Raw genomic sequence first — 25,575 nt, 5'->3', positions numbered from 1 at the left:
GGCAACGTAACCACATCTGTCTCATTGGTCACCGCTCGGCGCGCTATGGATGGAAGTGTCGTAGGTCCCCTCTAGAGTGGTGGAGCTAGTGCAGGGTGTGAATTAAGTGAGAGGTTAACCAGTGTCTGACTCGTCTGATACCGGATCATTCGTACACCTGCACAATCACACCGAGTATTCGATGCTCGACGGTGCGGCCAAGGTCGCGCCGCTATTCGCTGAGGCCAAACGACTCGGTATGACGTCGATCGGCATGACTGACCACGGCAACATGTTCGGCGCCAGTGAGTTCTACAACGTCGCCAAGAAACACGACATCAAACCCATCATCGGCATCGAGGCCTACATCGCGCCCGAGTCGCGCTTCAACACCAAGCGCGTGCTGTGGGGCAGTCGCGACCAGAAGTCCGACGACGTGTCCGGTAGCGGTGCGTACACGCATATGACGATGGTCGCCGAGAACGCGACCGGCCTGCGCAATCTGTTCAAACTGTCGTCACTGGCATCGCTCGAAGGTCAACTCGGCAAATGGTCCCGGATGGACGCCGAAATAATCGCGGCCCACGCCGAAGGCATCATCGCGACGACTGGCTGCCCATCGGGTGAGGTGCAGACCAGACTTCGGCTGGGGCATGAGCAAGAAGCCCTCGAAGCCGCCGCCAAATGGCAGGACATCTTCGGCAAAGACAACTTCTATCTCGAACTGATGGAACACGGCCTTGAGATCGAGTCCCGGGTCCGCGAGGGCCTGCTGGATATCGGCCGCAAACTCGGCATCAAACCGCTCGTCACCAACGACTGCCACTACGTGACCCGTGAGCACGCCTCCAGTCACGAGGCGCTGCTGTGTGTGCAAACCGGCAAAACCCTTTCCGACCCAACACGTTTCAAGTTCGACGGCGACGGCTACTACCTCAAGTCGGCGGTCGAGATGCGCGAGTTGTGGGACAGTCAGGTACCCGGCGCCTGCGACAACACCCTGGAGATCGGTGAGCGCGTCGAGTCCTACGACGACGTCTTCGTGCACCGCGACCGCATGCCGGTCTTCCCGGTGCCCGAGTCGGAGACCCAACAAACATTCCTGCGTAAGGAGGTCCTGACCGGACTCGCCGGCCGGTTTGCCCCCGAACCCGTTCCCGAGGACTACTCCGCCCGAGCGAATTACGAACTCGACGTCATCATCCAGATGGGGTTCCCGGCGTACTTCCTCGTCGTCGCCGACCTCATCCGCCACGCGCAGGACGTCGGGATTCGAGTCGGTCCGGGCCGTGGTTCGGCTGCCGGATCGCTGGTCGCATGGTCACTCGGTATCACCAATATCGATCCGATCCCGCACGGCCTGCTGTTCGAGCGATTCCTCAACCCCGAACGCGTGTCGATGCCCGATATCGATATCGACTTCGACGATCGTCGCCGCGGTGAAATGGTCCGCTACGCCAGCGACAAATGGGGCAGCGACAAGGTTGCGCAGGTCATCACCTTCGGAACCATTAAAACCAAAGCGGCACTGAAGGATTCGGCCCGAGTCCAATTCGGCCAGCCAGGGTTTGCGATCGCCGACCGAATCACCAAGGCGCTGCCGCCGCCGATCATGGCCAAGGACATCTCGGTGTCGGGTATCACCGACACGAGTCATGAGCGCTACGGCGAGGCCGCCGAGGTCCGCACGCTGATCGAGACCGACCCCGACGTCAAGCGCATCTACGACACAGCGCTCGGCCTAGAAGGCCTGATCCGCAACGCTGGCGTGCACGCATGTGCGGTGATCATGTCGAGCGAGCCGCTGACCGATGCCATCCCGGTGTGGAAACGCGCCCAAGACGGTGCCATCATCACCGGCTGGGATTACCCGTCCTGTGAGGCCATCGGCCTGCTGAAGATGGACTTCCTTGGCCTGCGCAACCTCACCGTCATCAATGACGCGTTGGAGAACATCCGGCTCAACCGCGGCATCGAAATCGATATGGACGCGCTGCCCATCGACGACGAGATCACCTACGAGATGTTGGCCCGCGGTCAGACCCTCGGTGTCTTCCAGCTCGATGGTGGGCCGATGCGTGAGTTGCTCAAACGCATGCAGCCAACCAAATTCGAGGACATCGTCGCCGTCGGCGCGCTGTACCGGCCAGGCCCGATGGGCATGAACGCGCATAACGACTACGCCGATCGAAAGAACAATCGCCAGCAGGTCAAACCGATTCACCCCGAACTCGAGGAGCCGCTGAGCGAAATCCTCGGCGACACATTCGGTTTGATCGTTTACCAAGAGCAGATCATGCAGATCGCGCAGAAGGTCGCCGGCTATTCGCTTGGCCAAGCAGACTTGCTGCGTCGCGCGATGGGTAAGAAGAAGAAGGAGATCCTCGACGACGCGTACGAGGGTTTCCAGAAGGGAATGGTCGACAACGGCTACTCCCAAGCCGCGATCACCGCGCTCTGGGACACGATCCTTCCGTTCGCCGGCTACGCGTTCAACAAGTCGCACGCCGCCGCATATGGCCTGGTGTCCTATTGGACCGCATATCTCAAGGCGAACTATCCGGCCGAATATATGGCGGGCCTGCTGACCTCGGTCGGCGACGACAAAGACAAGGCCGCCATTTACCTGGCCGATTGCCGCAAGATGGGAATCACCGTTCTGCCGCCCGACGTCAACGAGTCGCAGAACAACTTCGCCGCAGTCGGCAGCGATATTCGCTTCGGTCTCGCCGCGGTCCGCAACGTCGGCACTGGCGTCGTGTCGTCGATCATCGCGGCTCGTCAGGAAAAAGGAAAGTTCACCAATTTCTCGGACTACCTGGGCAAGATCGACGTCACAGCGTGCAACAAGAAGGTTACCGAGTCACTGGTCAAAGCCGGTGCCTTCGACTCCCTCTCACACCCCCGTAAAGGTCTGTTCCTCGTCCACGCCGAAGCCGTCGAATCAGTTCTGGGCACCAAAAAGGCCGAGGCGATAGGACAATTCGATCTCTTTGGCGATGTCGGCGGTGGTGCCGACGACTCCCTCGCCGACGTCTTCGCGGTCAAGATCCCCGACGAGGAATGGGACTCGAAACACAAGCTGGCACTTGAACGGGAGATGCTGGGTCTATATGTATCGGGCCACCCGCTGGGCGGACTCGAGCAGGCGATCGCGGCCCAGACGGATACGTCAATCACCTCCTTGCTGGAGGGCGATATCGCGGATGGTGCACAGATCACCATCGGTGGCATCATTTCAGCGGTCGCGCGGCGAGTGAACAAGAAGGGTGAGCCGTACGCGGTCGTCACACTCGAGGATCTCGTCGGTGGTGTGGAAGTGTATTTCTTCCCGCGTTCCTTCTCGGCCTTCGGCATGGATATCGTCTCGGACAACATCGTCCTGGTGAAAGCACGCGTCAATATGCGCGATGACTCAATGATGATCAGCGCCAACGACCTTGCCGTCCCAGATCTGGCGCACGTCGGCAAAGACAAGCCCATCAGTCTCACTCTGTCGGCTCGCCTGTGCACACCCGACCGCGTTGGTGCGCTCAAACAGGTGCTGCGACGACACCCCGGCAGCGCCGACGTCCACGTGACGCTCGTCAGCGAACGGAAGTCGACAGTGCTGCGGTTGACCGAATCGTTGCGGGTGACGCCCAGCTCGGCATTGATGGGGGATTTGAAGGCCCTATTGGGTCCCACTTGTATGGGTGGGTAGTACTTCTGCTGGTCGGGGTGAACTTCCTGCCCGGTCGAGTGTCGAGGAGCGTTGGTGACTAGGGGTAGCGAGACCCGGTGACTTGCGGGGCTTGCGGTTACCGGTGTTAGGTTTTCGCTTTGTGTTGCGGGGTCTCGATACACCAGCCAGCTCGCAAGCTCGCTGGCTGGCACTCGACCATCGAGGGGGCGGCTCGTGACCATCGGGGGCCTGGCACTCGACCATCGAGGGGGCTGGCTCATGACCGTCACGTGTTCGGGGTAACCGACGTAAGATTTCGGTGGGCCGAAAACTTTCTTGAGTCCTCTGCTAAACTGTGATCACCGCATAGCCTTAGGAGAGTGTTCGACGTGATGACAACTGTGGTTCAGACCCAGCAACGTCGGCGAACTCCGTTAGCTCTTCCCTCGGTTCCGGTCGCCGGGGTCGCCTGGCCTTATGACAAGATCGCGCTGGTCATCGCCGCTGTCGTGGCGATTGTCGTCTCGCTGGCCGTCACCGGCTCCGGACAGGTTGCCAGCTGGGCGGGACTAATCGTCGGCGTTGCAGCCTTCGTGGCGACCCGGATGCACTACGGTGCGGCGGTTACCGCTCGCGAATCGTAACCACCCGGAATCTCGTAGATTCGACCGTCGAAGCCGGCCCGGTAGAGGTGTCCAGCGGAGAATCCCTGTTTGCCCTGTCCGTAGCTCACAACGCTGCTCAGTGGTAGCCCCGACGCCAGTGTGCAGTAGCGGCCCGGCGATGTGACGCGGATGATGCGGCCACCGGTATTGAGTGGCACGATCGGCCGGTCACGTGAATCCAGCGTCAGACCGTCGGGTGCCGACGTCGCGTCACCGCCGCCGAAGGTGACCAGCGACTGCACAATCCGCGGGTTGCGAGTCGAGATTCGACTCACGCCGGGATTGGCGAAAGTCCTTGACACATAAAGGAATTGATCGCCGCGACCCAGGACGGCGCCGTTCGCGCTCGGGAGCGAGCCCCACGCGCCACGAACCGCGCCATTCGGGTACACCTTGCCGATCAGGTTGCCGAAGTCATTGGTGGCGTAGACGATGCCGTTGCGCGCGGTCGCCATGCCGTTTGCCGCCGATAGGCCGGTGACCCACGGTCGAAGTACGCCGGTGCGGATATTCACTCGTGCGATCGATGCGTGGCGCAGCGAATCACCCGCGATCACCCGCGCGTCCGCACCGTATCCAACCAGCAGGGTGCCACCGGGCGTCCAGGCCAGCGCACCGGCGCCGGAACCGCCGGGAACCCGCGCGATCGGCACCGCTCGGGCGCCGGGGCGATTGATCCGAAACACGTTGCCCGACAAGAGATCGGTGGTGTAGAGGCGGCCAGCGGTGTCCACTGTCAGTCCCTCCAGCGCTGCACCAGGTACCACGCCCACCAGGCGGGCCGGCTGTCCGGCTCCGGCACACACTGCCGCGCCAGCGGTAGGGGAGAACCCCGTGGCCAGGGCCAGTGCGGTGCCGAGGGCAGTGGCTCCAGCGGTGAGAATCCGTAGTGGTCGAGCGAGTCGCATTGTTGCCTCCGTGATCGGCCGCATCGTCTGTGGCATGACCTGGGTCACCCTACGCTTGCAACGCGCGCGATGTACATCGGACGCGAGGTTCGCCCGCTTGTACCCGCGAGCGCCGATGATGAGACGATTGGAGAGTGAACAACGTGCAAACGACGACGTCAGAACAGGCAACTGGACAACTCGACGAGCCGATCTCGATTGACGAGATCAACGCAGCCGGTGTCCGAATCGCCGACGCCGTCACGCGCACCCCATTGGAATTCTCGCCACGGCTGTCCGAACACGTTGGCGCACAGGTCTATCTGAAGCGTGAGGACCTACAGTCGGTGCGCTCCTACAAGATTCGCGGCGCGTACAACGTGATGGCTCAACTGACTGACTCCGAACGCCAGCACGGTGTTGTCGCGGCAAGCGCGGGTAACCACGCGCAAGGTGTGGCATTCGCCTGTCGTGCGATGAAAATCCGCGGCCGGATCTTCGTGCCGACTACCACTCCGAAGCAGAAATGCGACCGAATCAGTTGGCATGGTGGTGAATTCGTCGAATTGATTCGGGTTGGCGAGACCTTCGACGCCGCCGCCGCGGCTGCCCAAGCCGACGTGATGGCGACCGGTGCCACCTGGATCCACGCTTTCGACGATCGACGAACCATCGCCGGTCAAGGCACCATCGCGGCCGAAATCGTCGAACAACTCGGCAAAGTGCCCGACCTGATGATCAGTCCGGTCGGCGGTGGAGGCTGCCTCACCGGCACTACCGCCTACCTGCGACAGTCCGATGCCAATGTGCGGGTCCTGGGCGTCGAACCGACCGGAGCGGTCTCACTTGCCGCTGCGCTCATCGCCGGACATCCGATTACGCTCGACACCATCGACCCGTTCGTCGACGGCGCGGCGGTCAAGCGGATCGGCAGTATCTGCGCCGCGCAGATGAGCGCCATCGGAGCCAGCGTCGCACCCCATCCGGTCTATGACGGGCAGCCCTCACCGTCGGCCGAGATCCGAACGGGCGGTCCACGCCCCGGCGGCGTGCATATCACCCATGTCGATGAAGGCGCGATCTGCTCGGCGATGTTGGAGTTGTATCAGAACGAAGGAATCATCGCCGAACCCGCCGGCGCGCTCACCGCGACCGCTCTGGCCGAATTGGATTTGGCTGCAGTGGGTTTGGGGTCCGACGCCGTGATTGTGTGTTTGGTGTCGGGCGGAAATAACGATGTGTCGCGCTATGGCGAGATCATCGAACGATCCCTGGTGCATCGTGGACTCAAACACTATTTCCTGGTGAATTTTCCACAGGAGCCCGGCGCGTTGCGCCGCTTCCTCGACGATGTACTCGGCCCCGATGACGACATCACTCTGTTTGAATATGTCAAACGCAATAACCGGGAAACCGGTGCGGCGCTGGTCGGTGTGGAGCTGGGGTCACCTGACGGGCTCGGCCCACTGATGGCGCGGATGGACGCCTCGCGCCTGGACTGCGAACAACTTCATCCGGGCACACCGGAATACAAGTTCCTGACCTGAGTCAGCTGCTCGCTCAGATCACTGCCGCAGCACCGCTACGGTGTGCCCACGCAGCGCCACGCCGTCAGCGTCGAGTTCCGCTCGGCCCCAAGACAATTCGATCCGAAGGTCGCGGGCGTCGTCGACACCCAGCCGGGCCGACGGAATCACCGCGTCGTCTCGCAGCGTCGCGACGATTCGAAAACTCCCGCGCCACATGACGATCCAACCGGTGGAGTCGTCGGAGTGATAGGCGCGAACGGAATCGAAACTCGACGCCGACAAATCCGCATGGGTTCGTCGTAGCGTCAGCAGAGCCCGGTAGAACTCGAATATCGCCCGGTGCGTCGGGATGTCGAGTTCGGCCCAGTCGAGTTTCGAATCGAGAAAAGTCGACGGTGCCTGAGGGTCGGGGATGTCGTCGGAATTCCAGCCGTGTTCGGCAAACTCGGCTCGTCGCCCCGCGGCCGTCGCCGCGCCCAACTCCGGTTCGGTATGTGCGGTGAAGAACTGGAACGGGGTTCGCGCGGCCCACTCCTCGCCCATGAACAGCATCGGCGTGAACGCCGACAAGATAATCAGGGCCGCCTTGATCGCGAGCTGTCCGTCATCGAGATATGCCGACGGTCGATCGCCGAGCGCACGATTGCCGATCTGATCGTGATTGCAGGTGAACGCGACCAACGCGGCCGCCGGGATATGTTGGGTCGGCACCGGACGTCCGTGGTGACGGTGGCGGAAGGACGAGTAGCTACCATCGTGAAAGAAGCCCTGCGACAACACCTTTGCCAAGCCGCCCAGTGAACCGAAATCAGCGTAATAGCCCTGGCGCTCGCCGGAGACCGCGGCGTGCACCACATGATGCATATCGTCATTCCATTGAGCGGTCAGGCCGTAGCCGCCGGCGTCGGTCGGGGATACCAGCCGCGGATCATTGAGGTCGGATTCGGCGATCAGGGAGAGCGGACGGCCCAACCTCGTCTGCAATTGAGCTGTGCGCGTGGCCAATTCCTCCAGGAGATGTGTCGCGCGATGATCGACCAGGGCGTGTACCGCGTCGAGCCGAAGTGCGTCGATATGGAACTCGTCGAACCAGCGCAACGCGTTGTCGATGACGAACTCGCGGACGGCATCGGAATGCGGCCCGTCCAGATTGACCGACTCACCCCAGGTGTTGCGACCGTCGGACAGATAGGGACCGTATCGGGGGAGATAGTTCCCCGACGGTCCCAAGTGGTTGTAGACGACGTCGAGGCAGACCGCGAGGCCTCGACGGTGGCAGGCTCGTACGAAGTCGACGAGCCCATCGGGACCGCCGTAGGTCTCGTCGACCGCATACCAACCGACGCCGTCATAGCCCCAGTTGTGTGCGCCACCGAAGGAATTGACCGGCATCACTTCGACCATCGTTACGCCAAGGTCGACGAGATGGTCGAGGTGTCCGAGGGCGCCGGCGAATGTGCCCTCGGTGCTGAACGTGCCGACATGCAACTCATAGAGAACGGCGTCCCGAACCGCGCGGCCCGACCATGTCGCGTCGTCGTACCCATCCCGGTGCCAGGCGTCGGCGGAAACCCGATATGCGGACCCCGGTCGATGGACACCCTCGGGCAGCCGGGTGGCGCGGGGGTCGGGAAGCGGTGTCGGATCGTCGTCGATGCAGAAGCCGTAGCGGGTCGGCATCGCTGTCCGAAATTTGGCCGGAATATCGTCGTCGGCGGGCTGCCACCAGCCCGGAGCTTCGTTGACATGGACCAATGTCACAGTTTCGGTGGTCGGTGAGCTGGCATCCGAATGGCACTGTAGAGTGATCGCCGTCGCATCAGGTGCCCACAGGCGTAGCTCGGTGAGATTGCGGGGAGCGTGATATCCGCCAGAAGCGGTACTGCGTTTCGGCACCATGGGTCATCCGTCCCAATTACTGTTTCCCATGTACACACCAGTCAACGTTAGACGGACTGGGCCTATCGTGCGATCCGATGACACGAGTGACCCAGACCACAATCTTGACAACAAGCGATGTATATTACTGTGCGATCACAAATCCCCGGTTCCGGGAGCTGGCCAGTGGTCACACAGTGTTCGGGCTCGAAACTGCGAGGTAGGGATTGACCACAGACACCGCGACTAAACCGCCGGTCGCCGCACGAGTCACATCTCGCAGCGCGGCCCGCAAGTGGTTCGACGACCATGTCGTCGCCTCCTTCGACACCTTTGGCCGTCAGCTGGGAATGTTCGTCGAAGTGTTCAAGGTCTTGGTTGTCGATATCGTCAAGCGGCGCTTTCCCTATCGGGAATTCATCCGCCAGTGCGCCTTCATGGCCAGCACATCGGTCTTCCCGACCTTGCTAGTGGCCATCCCGATCGGCGTCATCGTGTCGATTCAGGTGTCGAATATCGCCGGTCAGATCGGTGCCACCTCGTTCTCCGGTGCGGCAACGGGCCTCGGCGTGATCCGGCAGGGTGCGCCATTGGTCACCTCACTGCTACTTGCCGGCGCGGTCGGCTCGGCCATCGCCGCCGACCTCGGCTCACGAACCATTCGCGAAGAGATCGACGCGATGCGGGTGATGGGTGTCGACCCCATTCAGCGCGAGATCTCACCCCGCCTGCTCGCCACCATGGTGGTCAGTTTCTTGCTCTGCGGCTTTGTATGTTTCGTTGGTTTCATCACCGGATACGTGTTCAACGTGTACTTCCAAGGAGGTACGCCGGGTAGCTACACGGGCACATTTGCGTCCTTTGCCGGGACCTCTGACCTGATCTTCGCCATCACCAAGGCCGTGATATTCGGTGCCATCGTGGCGGTGGTCGCCTGCGACCGAGGTCTGACCACCAAGGGTGGTCCGGCGGGTGTCGCCAACTCGGTGAACGCAGCCGTCGTCAACTCGGTTCTGCTGCTCTTTACCGTGAATGTCATTCTCACGCAGGTGTTCGCACTCGTGGTCCCGGCGAAGGTGGTCTAGGACATGTCAGCTTCGAGATATACCCCACCGGCACTTAAGCCGGTCGAGATCGCCAAGGATGTCGCACTGGTACCTCGCGACGGACTTGCTCGGATGGGACATCAGGTCACGTTCCTCGGCAGGTCACTCGGCGCGGTGCCGTTGACCTTCACGCACTACCGCAAGGAAGTGTGGCGCCTGCTCTCCGACGTCGCCTGGGGTAACGGTGCGATCGTGGTTGGCGGCGGCACTGTCGGCGTCATGATCATTCTGGGAATCATGGGCGGCGCCACGGTCGGGATCGAGGGCTATACCGCGCTCAATCTGTTGGGGATGGGCCCGGTCACCGGTGGGCTCTCGGCATTCGCGACCACCCGCGAGATTGCTCCGCTACTCGCCGCGACGGCGTTTACCGCGCAATCCGGCTGTAGATTCACCGCACAGTTGGGTTCGATGCGGATCAATGAGGAGATCGACGCGCTCGAATCGATCGCGATTCGGCCAATGCCGTATCTGGTCACCACCCGGATGGCTGCGGCAGTCCTCGCGATCGTGCCGCTGTACTCAATCTCGCTGGCGGCCAATTATGTTGCGTGTCAACTGATGTATCAGGTGCAGAGCGGCCAGGGGTCGGGTACCTACCTGCACTACTTCTACAGCTTTATGGCATCGAGCGACATGCTGTTCTCGTTCCTCAAAGTCATCGTCTTCGTGCTGCTGACGACATTCATCCAGTGCTATTACGGCTTCTTCGCGGCCGGCGGTCCCGAAGGTGTCGGAATTGCTGCGGGACATGCGATTCGGCTGGCGATCATCGTCATCGTGTTCGCGAATCTGATCATGACCCTGGTGTTCTGGGGTACGTCGCCGGGTATCAGGATTTCAGGTTAGGGGCCGCGCGTGAATATCGATACCACCGGCCGCAACCCGTCCATCACTCAGTATGTGGTGCGCGGCCTGGCGTTTCTGCTCGTCCTTGTCATCATGGGCGTGTTGCTCGTGATGCGTTACGAGGGCACGTTCTCCTCGGTCACCAAGGTAACCGCCGAACTCAACGACGTCGGTGACGGTCTCATCTCTGACGCCGACGTGCGTTACAACGGCCTGATCGTCGGTGCGGTGAAGTCGGTCGCGACCAGCGATCAGACCACCGCAGCGGGAGTCCGGCTCAAGAATGTCGACATCGAATTAGAGCCCGCACAGGCGGCCGGAATCCCCAGCAATGTCACCGCGCGGACGGTGCCGAGCAATCTGTTCGGCGTGAACTCGGTGGAACTGATCCCGCCGCAGGCACCGCAATCGTCGCGGTTGACCGATGGTGCGATAGTGCCTGCTGACCAGAGCAAGGAGACACTCGCTCTGCAGGATGTGCAAAACCAATTGCGCGAGCTGTTCCAAGCGGTTCCGCCGGAAAAGCTCGCCCGAGTACTCGGCACGCTCGCCGACGCACTGCGGGGCGGCGGCACTACTTTCAAAACATTCTCGGGAGTCCTCAATACCTATTTCACCGAGATCAACAACCAGTTCCCGGACGGCGCGCCATCGGGCTTCGGAAACTTCAACGAAACCGTTCGGGGACTGAGTCGTTCGACGCCGACGTTGCTGAACGCGTTGGGGCGCAGCGTGATTCCCGCGATGACGATCGCCGAGAAACAGGCCGACCTGACCGCCCTGTTGGCTGCTGCGCAAGGCACCCTCGACGAGACTCAGGCATTGTTCGCCCGTAACGGTGATGCGGGTAAGCGGCTCGTCCACGACCTCAACCTGACGGTGGGATCGGCTGTCTACGAACCGAATTCGCTGCCCGATGCTCTGGTTTCCCTAAACCGGCTGGCGGCGCGGGTGTTGACCGTCTTCACCGGCACCAACGGCCACGTGCAACTGAATCTGGGGATCAACTTCGGCGCGTATATGCGGTACACCCGCCAGAACTGTCCGGTGTACAACGGCGGGCCCTACGGCCAGTCCCGTGGCCCAGGGTGTGTGGGGCCGGGTACCGGAACCGGACCAACGAGCTCGGGACCGCTGCAAATCTATCCGTCTGACGGCTTGCAGCGTCGCACGGTAGGCGCGGTCACGACGACCAATGACAACAAGACGCTTCGCTCGGCGTTGGGCCGCAAGCCCTCGGCAGCCGAAACTCTGATGCTCGGGCCGCTCGTGCAGTCGGTCAAAGCCAAACCACAACAGGGAGGAGGCCGATGAGCGCCGAACGCGCCAAGATCCGCAGAGCAGGGATCGGCTTCGCGATTTTCGCCATCGTCGCGCTCCTGCTCACCTACACCATCTGGTCGACGCTGGAGCGTTCCGTATCCGGGTCGACGCGCAACTTCTCCACCCTGTTCCACGACGTGTCCGGACTGGCCGTCGGCGACGATGTGCGGATGGCTGGTGTCCGGGTCGGTCGCGTCGACGAGATCGAACTCGAAGATGGCAAGGCGCGAGTCAGTTTTGAGGTTCTCGACGATCAGCCGGTGTACAGCAACACCGCCGCTGCCATTCGCTATCAGAATCTGATCGGTCAGCGCTACGTTGCGCTGTCGCTGGCGCAGGGTAAGCCGTCGAATCCGTTGTCGGCCGGCTCGCAGTTGCAGGAGCCCTCGGAGGATTCGTTCGACGTCACCAAGCTTCTGGCCGGATTCCAGCCGGTGTTCGACACCCTCGAACCCGAACAGATCAATGCCTTGTCGGAGGGGCTGATCCAGGCCTTCCAAGGCAATTCGGTATCGCTGACCTACAGCGTGACGCAGGTCGGCAAACTCGCCAACGATATGGCCAACCGCGATGTGGTACTCGGTGCGATTATCGATAATCTCAGCGCGGTGATGCGGGACCTGGCTACCCAGGGCAATCAGATCGGCACCCTGCTGACCAGCACGTCGACCATCATCGAGAATCTGAACTCCAACTCGGCGGCCTTTGGTAAAGCAGTCAGCCAGATCGGCCAGACGGCAGCGGGTTTCGCCGATGTCCTGGGATCGTCGAGAACATCGTTGCGCAAGATCGGTGGCGATGCGCGGCAGGCGACAGCCACGCTCATCTCGTCGGGAGCCAAACTCGACAACACCGCAAAAGTGTTGCCGCAGTTCCTCGGACACTTCCCGTTCGTGCTCGGACAGGGGTCCTATTTGAGCATCTATGCCTGCGACCTGGACATCTCCATCGGCAATGTGTTGTTGCCTCCGGGGCTGTTCAACAAGATCGGTGGCACGAGTCATTCGGTGGTGTGTCGATGAGTCGGATCAAGAAGAGTTTCAACGGGAATCGTCGGGTCTGGTACGGCCTGATCGGTACCGCAGTGATCATTCTGTTGCTGGTCGGGGTGGTGGGATTCTCGTCGCTCGGCTTCGGCAAGCACACCCTGTACGGCGACTTCGAACAAGCCGGCGGCATCCGTCCGGGTGACAAAGTTCGGGTCGCGGGTATCGACAAGGGCAAGGTCACCGCCACGTCGCTGGAAGGCCAACACGTAAAGATCACGATGGAAGTCAGCAACGATGTCAAAGTGACGGCCGATGGATCCGCCGAGATCAAACTGTCGACCCTGCTGGGGCAGCGGTACGTCGATATTTCGCTGGGCGATGCCGACCGTGAGCTCGATGGCGAACGTATCCCGAATACCGCAGTGCCTTACGACCTGCAGAAGACGATCGAACAAGGTACGCCGATCATCGCGGGCATTAAGTCCGACGAGTTTGCGAAGGGCCTACGCACGCTCAACAGCCAGTTGGCCGGGGTTCCGACGGTGATGACCTCAACCCTCGACGGCCTAACCGAGATGTCGAAGATCATCACCAACCGCCGCGATGAGATCAATCAGTTGGTGAAAGACACCAAGACTATTACCGGGGTCGTCGACGACCGCCAGTATCAGCTCGCTGTCATCGTCGGACAGGGGCAGCAGTTGGCCGGCAAGATCGTTGCCCGCGAAGCGCTGGTGACCCGATTGCTCGACGGAATCGCAGCCCTGGCAACTCAGGCCAAGGCGGTTGCCGCGGAGAACAGCAATCAGTTCGCACCGATTCTGGCGAATATCAACACTATTTCGGCCGGCTTGGAGAAGAACCGGAACAATCTCCGCAAGCTATTGGAGATTCTGCCGGTCACCGCGCGCGTCACCAATAATGCGATCGGTGACGGCCCGTATGCGAACGGATATCTGCCGTGGGGCCTATTCCCCGACAACTGGCTGTGCACCGCGCGGGTGGTGGACGGATGCTGAGGATGGATCAGACGAAGAAGTCGTTGACGCTTGGCGTGATATCGCTGCTGGCGGTACTGGGTCTGTCCGGATGTTCGATGGTGCCGGAGAGCTGGAAGGCCTCGCTTGGGCAGGCGAACGAGATCACCGCATATTTCCAGAGCGTGTCGGGTCTCTATAACGGCAACGACGTCGCCGTGCTGGGAATGCCGATCGGACAGGTGACTTCTGTTGAGCCGCAAGGCAATCGGGTCAAAGTTACCTTCACTGTCGACAAGGGTGTCAAGATTCCGGCCGATGCCACCGCGGCTATCGTCAACACCTCGATCGTGACAACACGACATATCGAATTGTCGCCTGCCTATTCGTCCGGGCCGACACTCGACGACGGTGCGGTTATCAAGAATGCGAAGGAGCCGGTCGAGGTAGGAGAGTTGCTCGATTCGATCGACAAACTCGTCGTCGCGCTCAATGGCGACAAGCCTGGTGAGGGACCGGTCGCCGACCTGCTCGAAATCCAGTACGGCGTGACCAAAGACAACGGAGTCCGGTTGCGCAAGGCGATCGATCAGCTGGCCAAGACCGGGCAGATCGGTGCGAGTAATGGTCAGGCGCTCGTGGACATCATCAAGTCGGTCAACGAGTTGACGACGAAGCTGGTCGCTGGCTATCCGAAGATGAAGAACTTCTCCGACACCATCACGAGTGTCACCGCGATGCTGCAGGAACAGTCACCTGGGTTGATGGCGACGATGGCCAACCTCAATCAGACGTTAACCAATACCACTGAATTCCTCTCGGCGAATGTCGGCACACTCAATGCCGGGACCTCGCGCCTGGCCGCATTGGCGTCGAATCTCAGTGACTACTCGCGTCAGGTCGTGGAGACTATCGACCTCGCTCCATTGCTGTTCCAGAACCTGAGCAACTCGGTCTCCGCTGAACAGGGTGCCTGGCGAGCGCAGGTACTGCTCGACAAGTCGTTGCTCGACAACGAGATGCTGTCGCGGTTCTGTGAAGCGATCAACCTCCAGAAGGACGGTTGTCGCACCGGTCAGTTGAAAGATTTCGGCCCCGACCTCGGCGTGTTCTCCGCGTTACTGGAGTTGAGCAAATGAGCGCCAATGCACGCGGCGGCGACCGCCTCGCAACCATCGCCGGCACTTCGCGACGGCGCCGCGCCGGACTGTATACGACTTGCCTGGCCGGGCTCGCTCTGACGATGTCGGGATGTAGTTTGCTGCCCAGTCTCACCGTCGAGGACATTCCGCTGCCAGCGCCGGGAGGCATCGGTGATTCGTTCTCGGTCAACGCGGTATTTGAGAATGCGCTGAACCTGCCGACTCGTGCCAAGGTAAAACTCAACGGCACCGACGTCGGGCAGGTCTCCGAGATCACCGCCAAGGATTACAAGGCGCGCGTACGGATGGACGTGTCCAAGTCCATCGAATTGCCTAAGGGCACCGGCGCGGAGCTGCGGCAGGCCACCCCGTTGGGAGATGTCTTCGTGGCGCTGATGATTCCGCCGGGCGCTCATACGTCGAATATCGGCGACGGAGGGACGCTCGACGGTCCGCGCACCGCTGCGGCGACAGTCGAAGACTTGCTGGTCTCAGCGGCCGCCGTGGTCGACGGTGGCTCGCTCAGTTCATTGCAAACCGTGTTGGTGGAACTGTCCAACGCGGTTTCGGGTGACACCACCGAATTGTCCGGTGCTATCAAGGGTTTCACCACTGCGATCAGCCGATTCAACGCGAATGCCGGCGAGGTTGACCGGGCGATGGCCAATACCCGGGTGCTCACTCAGCAACTGACTGACGGCCGGGCACAGATGGTCGCGGCGATCGCGAAACTGCCGGCGGCGATCGATATCATCAGTGGGCAGATGTCGACAATCCTGACGACGCTGGACAAGACGAATAAGGTCACTGCGGCGACAAACGATTTCCTGACCACCAACAAGCAGGACACGGTCGATTTGCTGGACAATTTGTCGACCGCGTTTGCCGGTCTCAAGGAAGCAGCCACGGTGCTGGGGCCACTATCGGACAACTTGGCCACGCTCAATCCCATGTGGAAGAAGTCCACGCCGGGCAGTGCGGCTGCGGTATCGGCGAAGCTGTACTGGCTCTCGCCGGGTGTCGGATTCGACCAGGCGACTCGACTACCCGAACTGCAGGATATCGACGCTGGCTCACAGAGCCTCCAGCAGACGCTAACTCGCATCCTCGCGCGGTTGAGCGGAACGAAGGGGTGCTGCGGATGACCGGGCGAGCGAAGCGACGGGGTTTGTTGCCGGGCGAGCGAAGCGACGGGGTTTGTTACCGGGCGAGCGAAGCGACGGGGTTTGTTGCCGGGCGAGCGAAGCGACGGGGTTTGTTACCGGGCGAGCGAAGCGACGGGGTTTGTTGCCGGGCGAGCGAAGCGACGGGGTTTGTTACCGGGCGAGCGAAGCGACGGGGTTTGTTGCCGGGCGAGCGAAGCGACGGGGTTTGTTACCGGGCGAGCGAAGCGACGGGGTTTGTTGCCGGGCGAGCGAAGCGACGGGGTTTGTTACCGGGCGAGCGAAGCGACGGGCGGTTGTAAATGACTTGGGTGCGTAAACACAAGATCATGGTCGGCAACCTCGGCTTGATTCTCGTGATGTTGCTTGGCTTCGCTTATCTGGGCTTTGGCACATTGCGCTGGCAGCCGTTCACCAGCAACTATTCACTCACAATCCATTTTCCGAATTCGGGTGGTCTGCAAGGCAACTCGGATGTGACACTGCGCGGTGCGCGGATCGGCGAGGTGACGTCGATTCAGACCACTCCGTCGACTGTCGATGTGAAGGTGCGTGTGGAGAGTGACATCAAGATCAATCGAAATACGATTGTCGCCGCGCGCGGGCTGTCGGCGGCTGGCGAACAGTATGTCGATTTTCAACCGCCGACGGCTGACGGTCCGTACTTGAACGACGGCGACTCGATCAATGTCGGCCAGACCAAGGTGACGGTACCGTTCTCGTCGATGCTGGAATCGACGCTCGGTGTTGTCGATCAGATCGATCCGGTCAAACTTGCGTCGATCGTCGGCGAGTTGGATCTGGCGGTCAACCGTGGTGACAATCAGCTCAAAGCGTTGTTCAACTCCGGTGGTGAGATTTTCAAATATCTCTACAAGGCGCTTCCAGATACCACGTCGCTGATCCAGAACTCGGGAACGATCCTGAAGACGACGTCGGATATTCAGCCCGATCTCGCCACGCTGACCAACGGGGCGCAGTCGGTGATCAACTCACTAGTGGCCTCCGACAAAGAGATTCGGACTCTCCTTGGTCGGGGCCCCACTCAGTTGACCAGTTTGACCGGGTCGCTGAATCAGATCCGTGATCCACTGTCGGATCTGGTCAAACAGTTCCGCGATGTGGCGCATCAGGGTGCGCTCCGCGCCCCGGCCCTGGCTAATTTGATGCCGTCGATCCGCGATGGAGCTGTGCAGGGCATCAAGATGTTCCACGATGGTGCCTGGTGGGCGTTGGCGTCGCTGTATCCGCGACCGAGTTGCAATTACTCTGCCACCCCAACCCGCCCGACAAAGGTGCTCGAATTGACTGTGCCGGTGAATCTGTACTGTGTCACTCAGGACAAGAACCAGCAGATTCGCGGATCGGCGAATGCTCCACGGCCGGCCGGCGATGACACCGCAGGACCGCCGCCCAACTACGATCCGAACGCGCGAACCGTGCCGCTGGATAAGTAGTCTCGCTTCGCAAGCCCTCGTTGGCGATGCCGATCTGCCCAACCGAACGTGAAAGTACCGATGCCGAGTAATACCCCCGATGATCCTGCCGATCTCGATGCGTCCGCCGCTGACGATTCAGCTTCCGGTGACGAGTTCAGTGACTCCCAGTTGAGCGATGCCGAGTTGAGCGAGGCCCACGCGACCGAAGCCGAAACCCCGCGGGCCAAGCCGAGCGGCAAGGCGCGCACAACGACTGCGGCAAGCGCGACAGAGCTTACAAAGTCAAAACAGACCGCCGCGTCAAAACAGACCGCCGCGTCAAAACAGACCGCCGCGTCAAAACAGACCGGCACGTCGAAACAAGCTGGGACGTCCAAACAAGCTGGGGCACAACCGAAACCGGACCCACAGGCGGACGCCAAGTCGGACAGTATTTCGCTGACGATTTCGACGTCGCTGGTAAAGAAGATCGGCGCCGGCGTATTGGTAGTGGCCCTGATCGCGTTAGTCGGCGTCGGGATCTGGAAGTTGGTCGACAAGAGTCGCGAGTGGGGAGGTGCCAGTCGCGAACTATCCGCATTCGACGAGGCCAAGGGGGCGTCGGATACATTCGTCACCGCGCTGGTGAGTACGTCCAACGCCGATAAGGCTGGTAGCTACAAGGAGATCCTCGGTCCACTGGCAACTGGTGAGTTGCGGACTCGCCTGGAGAAGGAACGCGCCGACACCGAGAAGAATGTCGCGGATCTGAAGTTGAAGGTCTCGTCGAAGATTCTGGTCTCATCCGTCGAGTCCTTCGACACCGAGTCCGCGAAGACTTTGGTGATGGCTGAGGTGACTGGTACCAGCGCGCAATTGCCTTCGGGTGCGTCGAATCTGATGGTCTTCCGGTTGACGCTGGACAAGGTCGATGGCAAATGGTTGGTGTCGAAGTTCGACGGTCCGCCGGGAAGTCGGAACGGGCAGATCGATCCCAATCAGTCACTGCCCGGCGCGGGTACGACTACGCCAGCCCCACCTGCGACCACGCCGGCAGGTTAGGGACGGTTGGTCTGATCTGCCCGAGCTCCGAGCTATTTGCGTCGTGACCGGGACTGTTTGCGAGTCAGCAATGCAACCGGTCCGGCGCCGAGTAGATCACCGATCGTCGGGGCGCCGGAGAACCTGGAACGCGACATCGCATCGACCCAATCACCCTCGGGCAGAACCAGAGTCGTCGCCGACCGCGCGTCGTCGCCGAAGCTATGTGTGAAGCGTGCAGTGACCAGCACGACGTCGGGTAAGAATGAGCCCGCGATACCCCGACCGAAGGCGATGATCCGGTCCCCGCCGGGACCGTCGGCGATTAGCGGGACGTAGGTCGAGTCGGCGCCGAAGGCGTCGGGATGTGCGCCGCGCAGTGCGAGTGCGGCCGTGATCAGAGCGGACTTTGGATGTTTCGCCGATTGCGAATAGTCCACCGGGCGACGGTTGTCGGGATCGACCAGCGAGTCCTCCCACCATTGGGTGCCCTGGTAGATATCCGGAATTCCGGGGGTGAGCAAGGTGATTGCCTTATGCGCCAACGCTTCTGCGCGCCAATGTGCATCCACCTCGTTGGCGAGCGTGGTGAGGGCGCCGGCGGAGTCGCCGGTCGTGGCATCATCGATCCAGGCCGCCATCGCATCCTCGAAATCGGTGTTCACCGTGGTCCACGACGTATGCAGACCGCCCTCGCGCATCGCTTTGGTCGCGTAGGCGTGAATCCGCAGGAACCACTGTGGGGTTGGTTGTCCATCGTCGGGCCAGATGCCAAAGATGTTCTGTAACAAGAACAATGCGGTCAACGCGTCCGGCGGCGCGTGGCGCCGATTGATGTCGATGACAGTACCCATCCAGCGTTGCGGGATCTGTGACAGCATTCGAATACGCGCACGTACATCCTCGCCGCGTTTGGTGTCATGGGTGCTCGATGCCGACATCGTCGTGGGCCAGGTGCGCAGCCGGCGGGCGTTGAGTTCGTGGAACTCGGTCAGTGTCAGGGTCGCGTAGCCGGGGTCGCAGCCGACCTCCTGGGCGGAAACGAGTCGCGCGGTTCGGTAGAACAGGCAGTCTTCGACGCTCTTCGCCGTCACGGCGCCGGTGGTTTGTGCGAGCCGTGCGGTGGACTCGCCGGGCGACGCGGTCGCGTCGGCGATGACGGTGATGGCGGTGGCCAGTTCCGGACGGATGGTCGCGAGCGATGCCAGGTTGCTGGCGTAATACGGCAACAAGCCGGGATAGTCCTCGCGGTAGAACAGCGAGGTGGAGATCAATTCACCAGTTGCCTCGAATATCGGTCCGGCGGACAATCCGAGATCGGGTCCGGCGGCGCGGATGGCGCGAACCAATCTGGCGTGCTCGGCGCGGAAGGTATGCGCGAGGGTGTGCTTCTTGAGCGCGACGCCGGCGTCGTGGAGCCATTGCGCATCGCCGGTTTCGCCGGTGAACATCTCGTGTAACTCGGTCAGCTCGACCAGCCCGGCTTCGGAAGCGAATACGGCATCGACGATACGGAGCTGGTCGTATCCGGTCGTACCGTCGACCGGCAGCCACGAGTCGAGCTCTTCGGTCCGAGCGAGGACCTTTTCGACGAAGATCAGCGCTGAGGGCCCGAGGTCGGCTCGCAGTTGATGTAAATACTCGATGGGATTGGTCAGCCCATCGGGATGGTCGACCCGCACTCCGTCGATCAGCCCGTCATGGTGCAGGTCGATGATCCACTGATGGGTGGCGTAGTAGACCTCGGGATTCTCTTGTCGTAAGCCGGCGAGTTCATTCACCGCGAAGAATCGCCGGTAGCCGATGAGTCCACTGTCATGCGGGACGAGCCGATAATGCTGCGCGCCGTGCACGGCGATCGCGTCGTCGTCGGATGTGCCGGGGGCGATGGGAAACACCTTGTCGTGGTAGACGAGATTGCCGGTGTCATCGACGCGCAGTGGGCTGAGATCGCCATCGGATGCGAGCACCGGCAGCGCGATCTTGCCTTGCGCACCGTTGTGCGGTGAGAAGTCGAGGTCGAAGTAGTCGGCGTAGGTCGATTCCTGCCCATACCGCAGAACGTCTGTCCACCACGGATTCTGTGCCGGATCGGCGATACCCATGTGGTTGGGCACGATATCGATGATGATGCCCATTCGGCGTTTGCGGGCGGCCTTGGTCAACGCGCGCAGGCCATCTATACCGCCCAGAACATCGGCGACTTGGGGAGTGGCAACACCGTCGGAATGGGGCGCAATTGTCGGCACCCAGTCGTAGCCGTGCTGGGATCCGGCGGTCGCCGCGGCGATCGGCGACAAATAGAGGTGTGAGATACCGAGGTCGGATAGGCTGGGCAAGATGGTGATGACGTCGGCGAATCCGAAGTCTGGAGTCAGCTGAATCCGATATGTCGCGACCGGTGTCACCACACGGTTGCCCGACGTCGGCGTATCAGTGACCATCACTCTCCGGTGCCCTTTCTTGCCTACCCAGCACGACGACACTTCGTGCTCCGACCGACAGTTGCCCACCGGCATCCACCGTCACAGTACTGGCTCCGGTGGCATCAGAGGTGTCGAGCACGCCGATCCATCTGTCGCCGTAGCGTGCCGATGGCATTGAGAAATCAATGGCGCCGTCGTGTGCGTTGAAACAAATCAGGAACGTGTCGTCGACAACCTTCTCGCCGCGAAGATCCGGCTCGGCGATACCCTCGCCGTTGAGGAATACGGCGAGTGATTTCCCGAAACCCGAATCCCAGTCCGCCGCAGTCATCTCCGCCCCCGCCGGTGTCAGCCAGGCGATGTCGAGGTTCTGCTCGCCCCAGCGGATGGGACGTCCCTTGAAGAAGCGTCGGCGCCGAAAGACCGGATGGTCGGTGCGAAGCGCAATGATGCGCTGGGTGAACTCAAGCAGATCGGAATTGCTTTGTGCCAGTGACCAATCCATCCAAGCCAGTGGGGAGTCCTGGCAGTACACGTTGTTATTGCCCGCTTGGGTGCGGCCGAACTCGTCACCGTGAGCGATCATCGGAGTGCCCTGGGAGAGCAGTAGAGTGGTCAATATGTTGCGTTGCTGACGTGCGCGTAGCGCCAGGATGCCGGCGTCGTCAGTCGGTCCTTCGACGCCACAGTTCCACGACCGGTTGTGACTCTCGCCGTCCCGGTTGTCCTCGCCGTTGGCCTCATTGTGTTTCTCGTTGTAGGACACCAGATCTGCGAGGGTGAAGCCGTCATGTGCGGTAACGAAGTTGATCGAAGCCAGCGGACGTCGACCGGTCGAGGCATAGAGATCCGACGATCCGGTGAGCCGGGAGGCGAACTCGCCGAGAGTGGCCGGCTCGCCGCGCCAGTAGTCGCGCACCGTGTCGCGGTACTTGCCGTTCCACTCGGTCCACAGCGATGGGAAATTGCCGACTTGGTAGCCGCCCTCGCCGACGTCCCACGGTTCGGCGATCAACTTGACCTGACTGACGATTGGGTCCTGCTGTACCAAATCGAAGAAGGCTGACAATCGATCGACGTCGTGTAATTCCCGCGCGAGTGTCGAGGCCAGGTCGAAGCGAAAACCGTCGACATGCATTTCGGTGACCCAGTACCGCAGCGAATCCATGATGAGCTGCAATGTGTGCGGGTGACGTCCGTTGAGACTGTTCCCGGTCCCGGTGTAGTCGGTGTAGAGGGCTGGATTGTCTTCTGACAGACGGTAATACGCGGCATTGTCGATACCGCGGAAGCTGATCGTCGGGCCCCGATGATTACCTTCGGCGGTGTGGTTGTAGACGACGTCGAGGATCACTTCGATACCTTCGGCGTGGAAGGCGCGGACCATCGCCTTGAATTCGGTGACCGCGGAACTCGGTTGATCGCGTCGCGAGGTGTACTCGTCATGGGGTGCGAGGTAGCCGAATGTGTTGTAGCCCCAGTAATTTCGCAATCCCTGATCGAGCAGGACGAAGTCTTGCAGGAATTGATGGACGGGCATCAACTCGATCGCGGTGATGCCGAGTGATTTCAAGTGGTCGATGATGGCCGGGTGGGCGAGCCCGGCGTAGGTGCCACGCAGGTCTTCGGGTACGTCGGGGTGAGCGGCGGTCATTCCTTTGACATGCGCCTCGTAAATGATCGTCTCGTGATATGGCCGACGCGGCGATCGATCGTTCTGCCAGTCGAAATACGGATTGATGACGACCGACAGCATGGTGTGGCCCAACGAATCGGCACCGATCAGATCATCGACCGTCCCGGTCTCCGCGAGTTCCTGGCTGGTCGAGAACAGGCTCGCATCGCCGGTGTCGAAGGTGCCGTGAAAAGCCTTGCCGTACGGATCGAGTAACAGTTTGGACGGATCACAGCGGTGTCCGGAAGAGGGATCGAACGGCCCGTGGACGCGGTAGCCGTATTTCTGGCCGGGTTCGATTCCGGGTAGGTACGCGTGCCAGCAATAACCGTCGACTTCGCCGAGTTTGATGCGAGTCTCGCTGCCGTCGTCGGCTATCAGGCATAACTCGACTCTGGTGGCGACTTCGGAGAACACCGAGAAATTGGTGCCCGCGCCGTCGTAGCTGGCACCCAACGGGTATGCAGAGCCAGGCCAGCGCTGGATTTGGTTGTCCTGCACCGAATCGTTCAGGGAGACGTTCGCCGCATTGTGCATATGACGACATTAGTTGGACGGGCCGACAACCGTCGGGTGCGGTGGTGTGTCACCCGGCGACTGTGTTGTCCGCCACGGCATAACGACCTGGAGTTGATCGCTACTTTCCGCCGGTCCAGGGGAGGGTCAGTGCCATTTGTCGTCCGAGTTCGTCGGTGAGGCTGCGCACATAGGTGGCGCTGAGGTGGTGGAGGTCCTTGTACACGATGATGTTGCCGGCGATGGCTGGGCACAGGTCGGGTCCACACACACCGTTGGACAGGTCCAATGGGTGCAGCATCGGGCGAGTCCTGGCCGCCTCGATCGTCGGGTCGATGGCGTTGAGTTGGACTCGACGGTTGCTTCCGCAGGATTCCGCATTGCCTCCACCGGCCAGGCATGCGGGCGTGTCGATAATGCCCTGGGCATTGCGCGGCCACGGGGTGTCGCGGATGCCAAGCACCTCGATTCCATTGCGGATGAACTGATCGAAGATCGGGAGATAGGTGTCTGGGGTCCAGTCGCCGGGCCCCTTGTCCTTCGGGCGGGTCGAATTGGTGAAGACGGCGTCGGGTTTGTCGGCGATCACCCGTTTCATCACCTGCTGCACCCACTGGTGGCATTGCGGGTAGGGGACACCGCGCTGTTTGGGTACGAGCTCGGTCGACAGCGGGCAGCCCATTTTCAGGTAGGTGGTGACCTTGAAGTGGTTACGTTTGCCGAGCGCGTCGAGGGCGGTAATCCACATCTCGGCGTGTGAACCACCAGCGAGCGCAATGGTTTTGGTTGCGTTGGGGTCGCCGTAGACGCCGACGTGTATACCGTCGTCTTCGAAATCGCTCATGAAGCCGTCGGTCGACGTCTCGGGGAAGTCTCTGACGACTTCCAGCGGTGAGGGCTGCGGATCGACGTTGGGTACCTTGATCGTCTTGTCGAGCAGTGCGCGGCCGCCTGGGTACAGCGCGGGATCGAGCGACTTGGTGTCGACGACGATGGTCGAGACGTGACGTTCCCACAGTTTGATGGCCACCCCGGTGCCGAGCGATGCGAGGACGAGGATGCTGGTCACGACCGCGGTGTAGGAGACCAGGCGTGGCTGTGCGTGTCTGGACGCGAGTTTCGAACGCCCGCCGCCGCGTAACGGATCTTCGATATACCGTTTGACGAGCCACGCGAGCGTCGTCGACACGATGAGCAGTCCGGTGCCTTCGAAGAAATTGGCGTGGTCTTTTTCACGCCAGTGGAGATAGAAGATCAGCAGCGGCCAATGAATCAGGTAGAGCGAATAGGCGACGGTGCCGAGCCACACCGCCTGCTTAGTCGCCAGCAGCTGATTGACGTCCGCTTGCGGCATATCGCCGCCGGTACGGTCCTCGATCCGAGCGCCGGACCAGATCAGCATCAACGTCGCGCCGACGGGCACCAACGCCAGGGGGCCGGGGTATTGCTGCACGCCGACGATCAGCCAGCCAGACGACACGATCAGTGCCAGCGCCACGATGCCGACGGCATTGCGCAACCAAAGCGGCGCGCGCCACCGCGGCATCCAGATCGCGAGCAAGCCACCGGCCAGCGGCTCCCAGGCGCGCGAAAAGGTGTCGTAGTAATTCCACTGCTGGTTGACGCCCATCCGCATATGCGCCCAGTAGAAGGAAATTGCGGCCAAGCCGAGCACAGCGGTGGCAACTAACGCGGTGACGACCTTGCGGTCGCCGACGACGGGCCAGCGCAGTGCGACGAGTTTGATTATCCCGGCGAACGCGAGTGCGAGCAGCATCGTCACGACAAAGAATTGACCCTGAACCGACATCGACCAGATGTGCTGCAGCGGACTGTTTGCGGAACTCGCGGCGAGATAGTCCTGCGAATTGAAGGCCAAATACCAGTTCTGGTAATAGAACCCGCTCGCGATCACTTCACGGCCGATATTCACCCAGCGGGTCTGCGGCATGAACAGAACGGTCGCGATCGAGACCGCGATCAGCACGGTGAACAAGGCGGGGAGTAGCCGACGCAACAGTCGTTTGAGGCGCGGCCACGGATTGACGGTATGCCCGAACGAGATGACGTCCGACTGGCTTGTGATCGCGTGCCGCAATAGCGAGCCGATGAAGAAGTAGCCAGACAGGGTCAGGAAGACATCGACGCCACCGGAGACCCGACCGAACCAGATGTGGAAACACGCGACCAACATGATTGCGACACCGCGCAATCCGTCCAGGTCTGTCCGGTAGCTGGTCTGAACCGACGTTGGTTCGGCCGGTTTTGTCTGGGTCGGGGCAGCCAAAACGGGCAAACTCCTCTGCGGTGTTGGTTGTGCCGGGGCTATGTCGATCGGTTGGTCAATC

General features: G+C 61.3%; 17 protein-coding genes. 12 read left to right on the top strand and 5 right to left on the bottom strand.

The features are described from left to right. Positions 1-121: 121 nt before the first annotated feature. Together dnaE and AAFP29_RS18530 are read left to right on the top strand one after the other, a co-directional pair. Positions 122-3,682, top strand: coding sequence for a DNA polymerase III subunit alpha (dnaE, locus tag AAFP29_RS18535; protein WP_419218889.1), 3,561 nt, complete (start codon positions 122-124; stop codon positions 3,680-3,682). 353 nt (positions 3,683-4,035) lie between these two features. Continuing rightward, positions 4,036-4,287, top strand: coding sequence for a hypothetical protein (locus AAFP29_RS18530; RefSeq protein ID WP_419218888.1), 252 nt, complete (start codon positions 4,036-4,038; stop codon positions 4,285-4,287). On the opposite strand, the gene AAFP29_RS18525 is transcribed toward AAFP29_RS18530, so the two are convergent. Next, positions 4,254-5,216: an SMP-30/gluconolactonase/LRE family protein gene (locus tag AAFP29_RS18525; protein ID WP_419218887.1), complete on the bottom strand. Its 963-nt coding sequence runs from the start codon at positions 5,214-5,216 to the stop codon at positions 4,254-4,256. The genes AAFP29_RS18530 and AAFP29_RS18525 overlap by 34 nt on opposite strands. Before the next feature lie 134 nt (positions 5,217-5,350). On the opposite strand from AAFP29_RS18525, the gene ilvA reads away from it, so the two are divergent. Further along, positions 5,351-6,742, top strand: coding sequence for a threonine ammonia-lyase IlvA (gene ilvA / locus AAFP29_RS18520; RefSeq protein WP_419218886.1), 1,392 nt, complete (start codon positions 5,351-5,353; stop codon positions 6,740-6,742). An 18-nt stretch (positions 6,743-6,760) separates the two neighbouring features. Here the strand turns inward: ilvA and treZ are convergent, their stop codons facing one another. Further along, positions 6,761-8,623 (bottom strand): malto-oligosyltrehalose trehalohydrolase, encoded by a 1,863-nt coding sequence (gene treZ, locus AAFP29_RS18515; RefSeq protein WP_419218885.1) that lies wholly within the window; start codon positions 8,621-8,623, stop codon positions 6,761-6,763. 206 nt (positions 8,624-8,829) lie between these two features. On the opposite strand from treZ, the gene AAFP29_RS18510 reads away from it, so the two are divergent. From AAFP29_RS18510 to AAFP29_RS18470, 9 genes are all read left to right on the top strand, one after another. Further along, the gene (locus tag AAFP29_RS18510; RefSeq protein WP_419218884.1) at positions 8,830-9,687 is read left to right on the top strand and encodes an MlaE family ABC transporter permease; all 858 of its coding nucleotides are present in this window, start codon (positions 8,830-8,832) and stop codon (positions 9,685-9,687) included. 3 nt (positions 9,688-9,690) lie between these two features. Next, positions 9,691-10,557, top strand: coding sequence for an MlaE family ABC transporter permease (locus tag AAFP29_RS18505; protein WP_419218883.1), 867 nt, complete (start codon positions 9,691-9,693; stop codon positions 10,555-10,557). Between the two features lie 9 nt (positions 10,558-10,566). Further along, a complete protein-coding gene (locus AAFP29_RS18500) occupies positions 10,567-11,871 on the top strand; it encodes an MlaD family protein (protein WP_419218882.1) in 1,305 nt (434 codons plus the stop codon). Further along, positions 11,868-12,902 carry an MCE family protein gene (locus AAFP29_RS18495; RefSeq protein ID WP_419218881.1) on the top strand — a complete coding sequence of 345 codons (1,035 nt, stop codon included), beginning with the start codon at positions 11,868-11,870 and terminating at the stop codon, positions 12,900-12,902. Before AAFP29_RS18500 ends, AAFP29_RS18495 begins: the two co-directional genes overlap by 4 nt. Next, entirely contained in the window at positions 12,899-13,888 is a 990-nt protein-coding gene (locus tag AAFP29_RS18490) for an MCE family protein (protein ID WP_419218880.1), read from the top strand. The genes AAFP29_RS18495 and AAFP29_RS18490 overlap by 4 nt, the downstream gene beginning before the upstream one ends. After that, a complete protein-coding gene (locus AAFP29_RS18485) occupies positions 13,882-14,985 on the top strand; it encodes an MCE family protein (RefSeq protein ID WP_419218879.1) in 1,104 nt (367 codons plus the stop codon). Before AAFP29_RS18490 ends, AAFP29_RS18485 begins: the two co-directional genes overlap by 7 nt. Then, positions 14,982-16,133: an MlaD family protein gene (locus AAFP29_RS18480; protein WP_419218878.1), complete on the top strand. Its 1,152-nt coding sequence runs from the start codon at positions 14,982-14,984 to the stop codon at positions 16,131-16,133. The genes AAFP29_RS18485 and AAFP29_RS18480 overlap by 4 nt, the downstream gene beginning before the upstream one ends. 320 nt (positions 16,134-16,453) lie before the next feature. After that, entirely contained in the window at positions 16,454-17,608 is a 1,155-nt protein-coding gene (locus AAFP29_RS18475; RefSeq protein ID WP_419218877.1) for an MlaD family protein, read from the top strand. A gap of 60 nt (positions 17,609-17,668) precedes the next feature. Then, positions 17,669-18,631 (top strand): hypothetical protein, encoded by a 963-nt coding sequence (locus AAFP29_RS18470; protein WP_419218876.1) that lies wholly within the window; start codon positions 17,669-17,671, stop codon positions 18,629-18,631. A gap of 32 nt (positions 18,632-18,663) precedes the next feature. Here the strand turns inward: AAFP29_RS18470 and treY are convergent, their stop codons facing one another. From treY to AAFP29_RS18455, 3 genes are all read right to left on the bottom strand, one after another. Further along, positions 18,664-21,054 carry a malto-oligosyltrehalose synthase gene (treY, locus tag AAFP29_RS18465; RefSeq protein ID WP_419218875.1) on the bottom strand — a complete coding sequence of 797 codons (2,391 nt, stop codon included), beginning with the start codon at positions 21,052-21,054 and terminating at the stop codon, positions 18,664-18,666. Further along, entirely contained in the window at positions 21,044-23,248 is a 2,205-nt protein-coding gene (glgX, locus tag AAFP29_RS18460; protein WP_419218874.1) for a glycogen debranching protein GlgX, read from the bottom strand. The genes treY and glgX overlap by 11 nt, the downstream gene beginning before the upstream one ends. Before the next feature lie 100 nt (positions 23,249-23,348). Continuing rightward, on the bottom strand, positions 23,349-25,514 hold the full coding sequence (locus AAFP29_RS18455) for an acyltransferase family protein (protein WP_419218873.1): 2,166 nt from the start codon (positions 25,512-25,514) through the stop codon (positions 23,349-23,351). Between the last annotated feature and the right edge of the window lie 61 nt (positions 25,515-25,575).

This window comes from Gordonia sp. CPCC 205333, assembly GCF_048537885.1.
GTDB lineage: Bacteria > Actinomycetota > Actinomycetes > Mycobacteriales > Mycobacteriaceae > Gordonia.
This window is presented reverse-complemented; position numbering and strand designations above follow the sequence as displayed.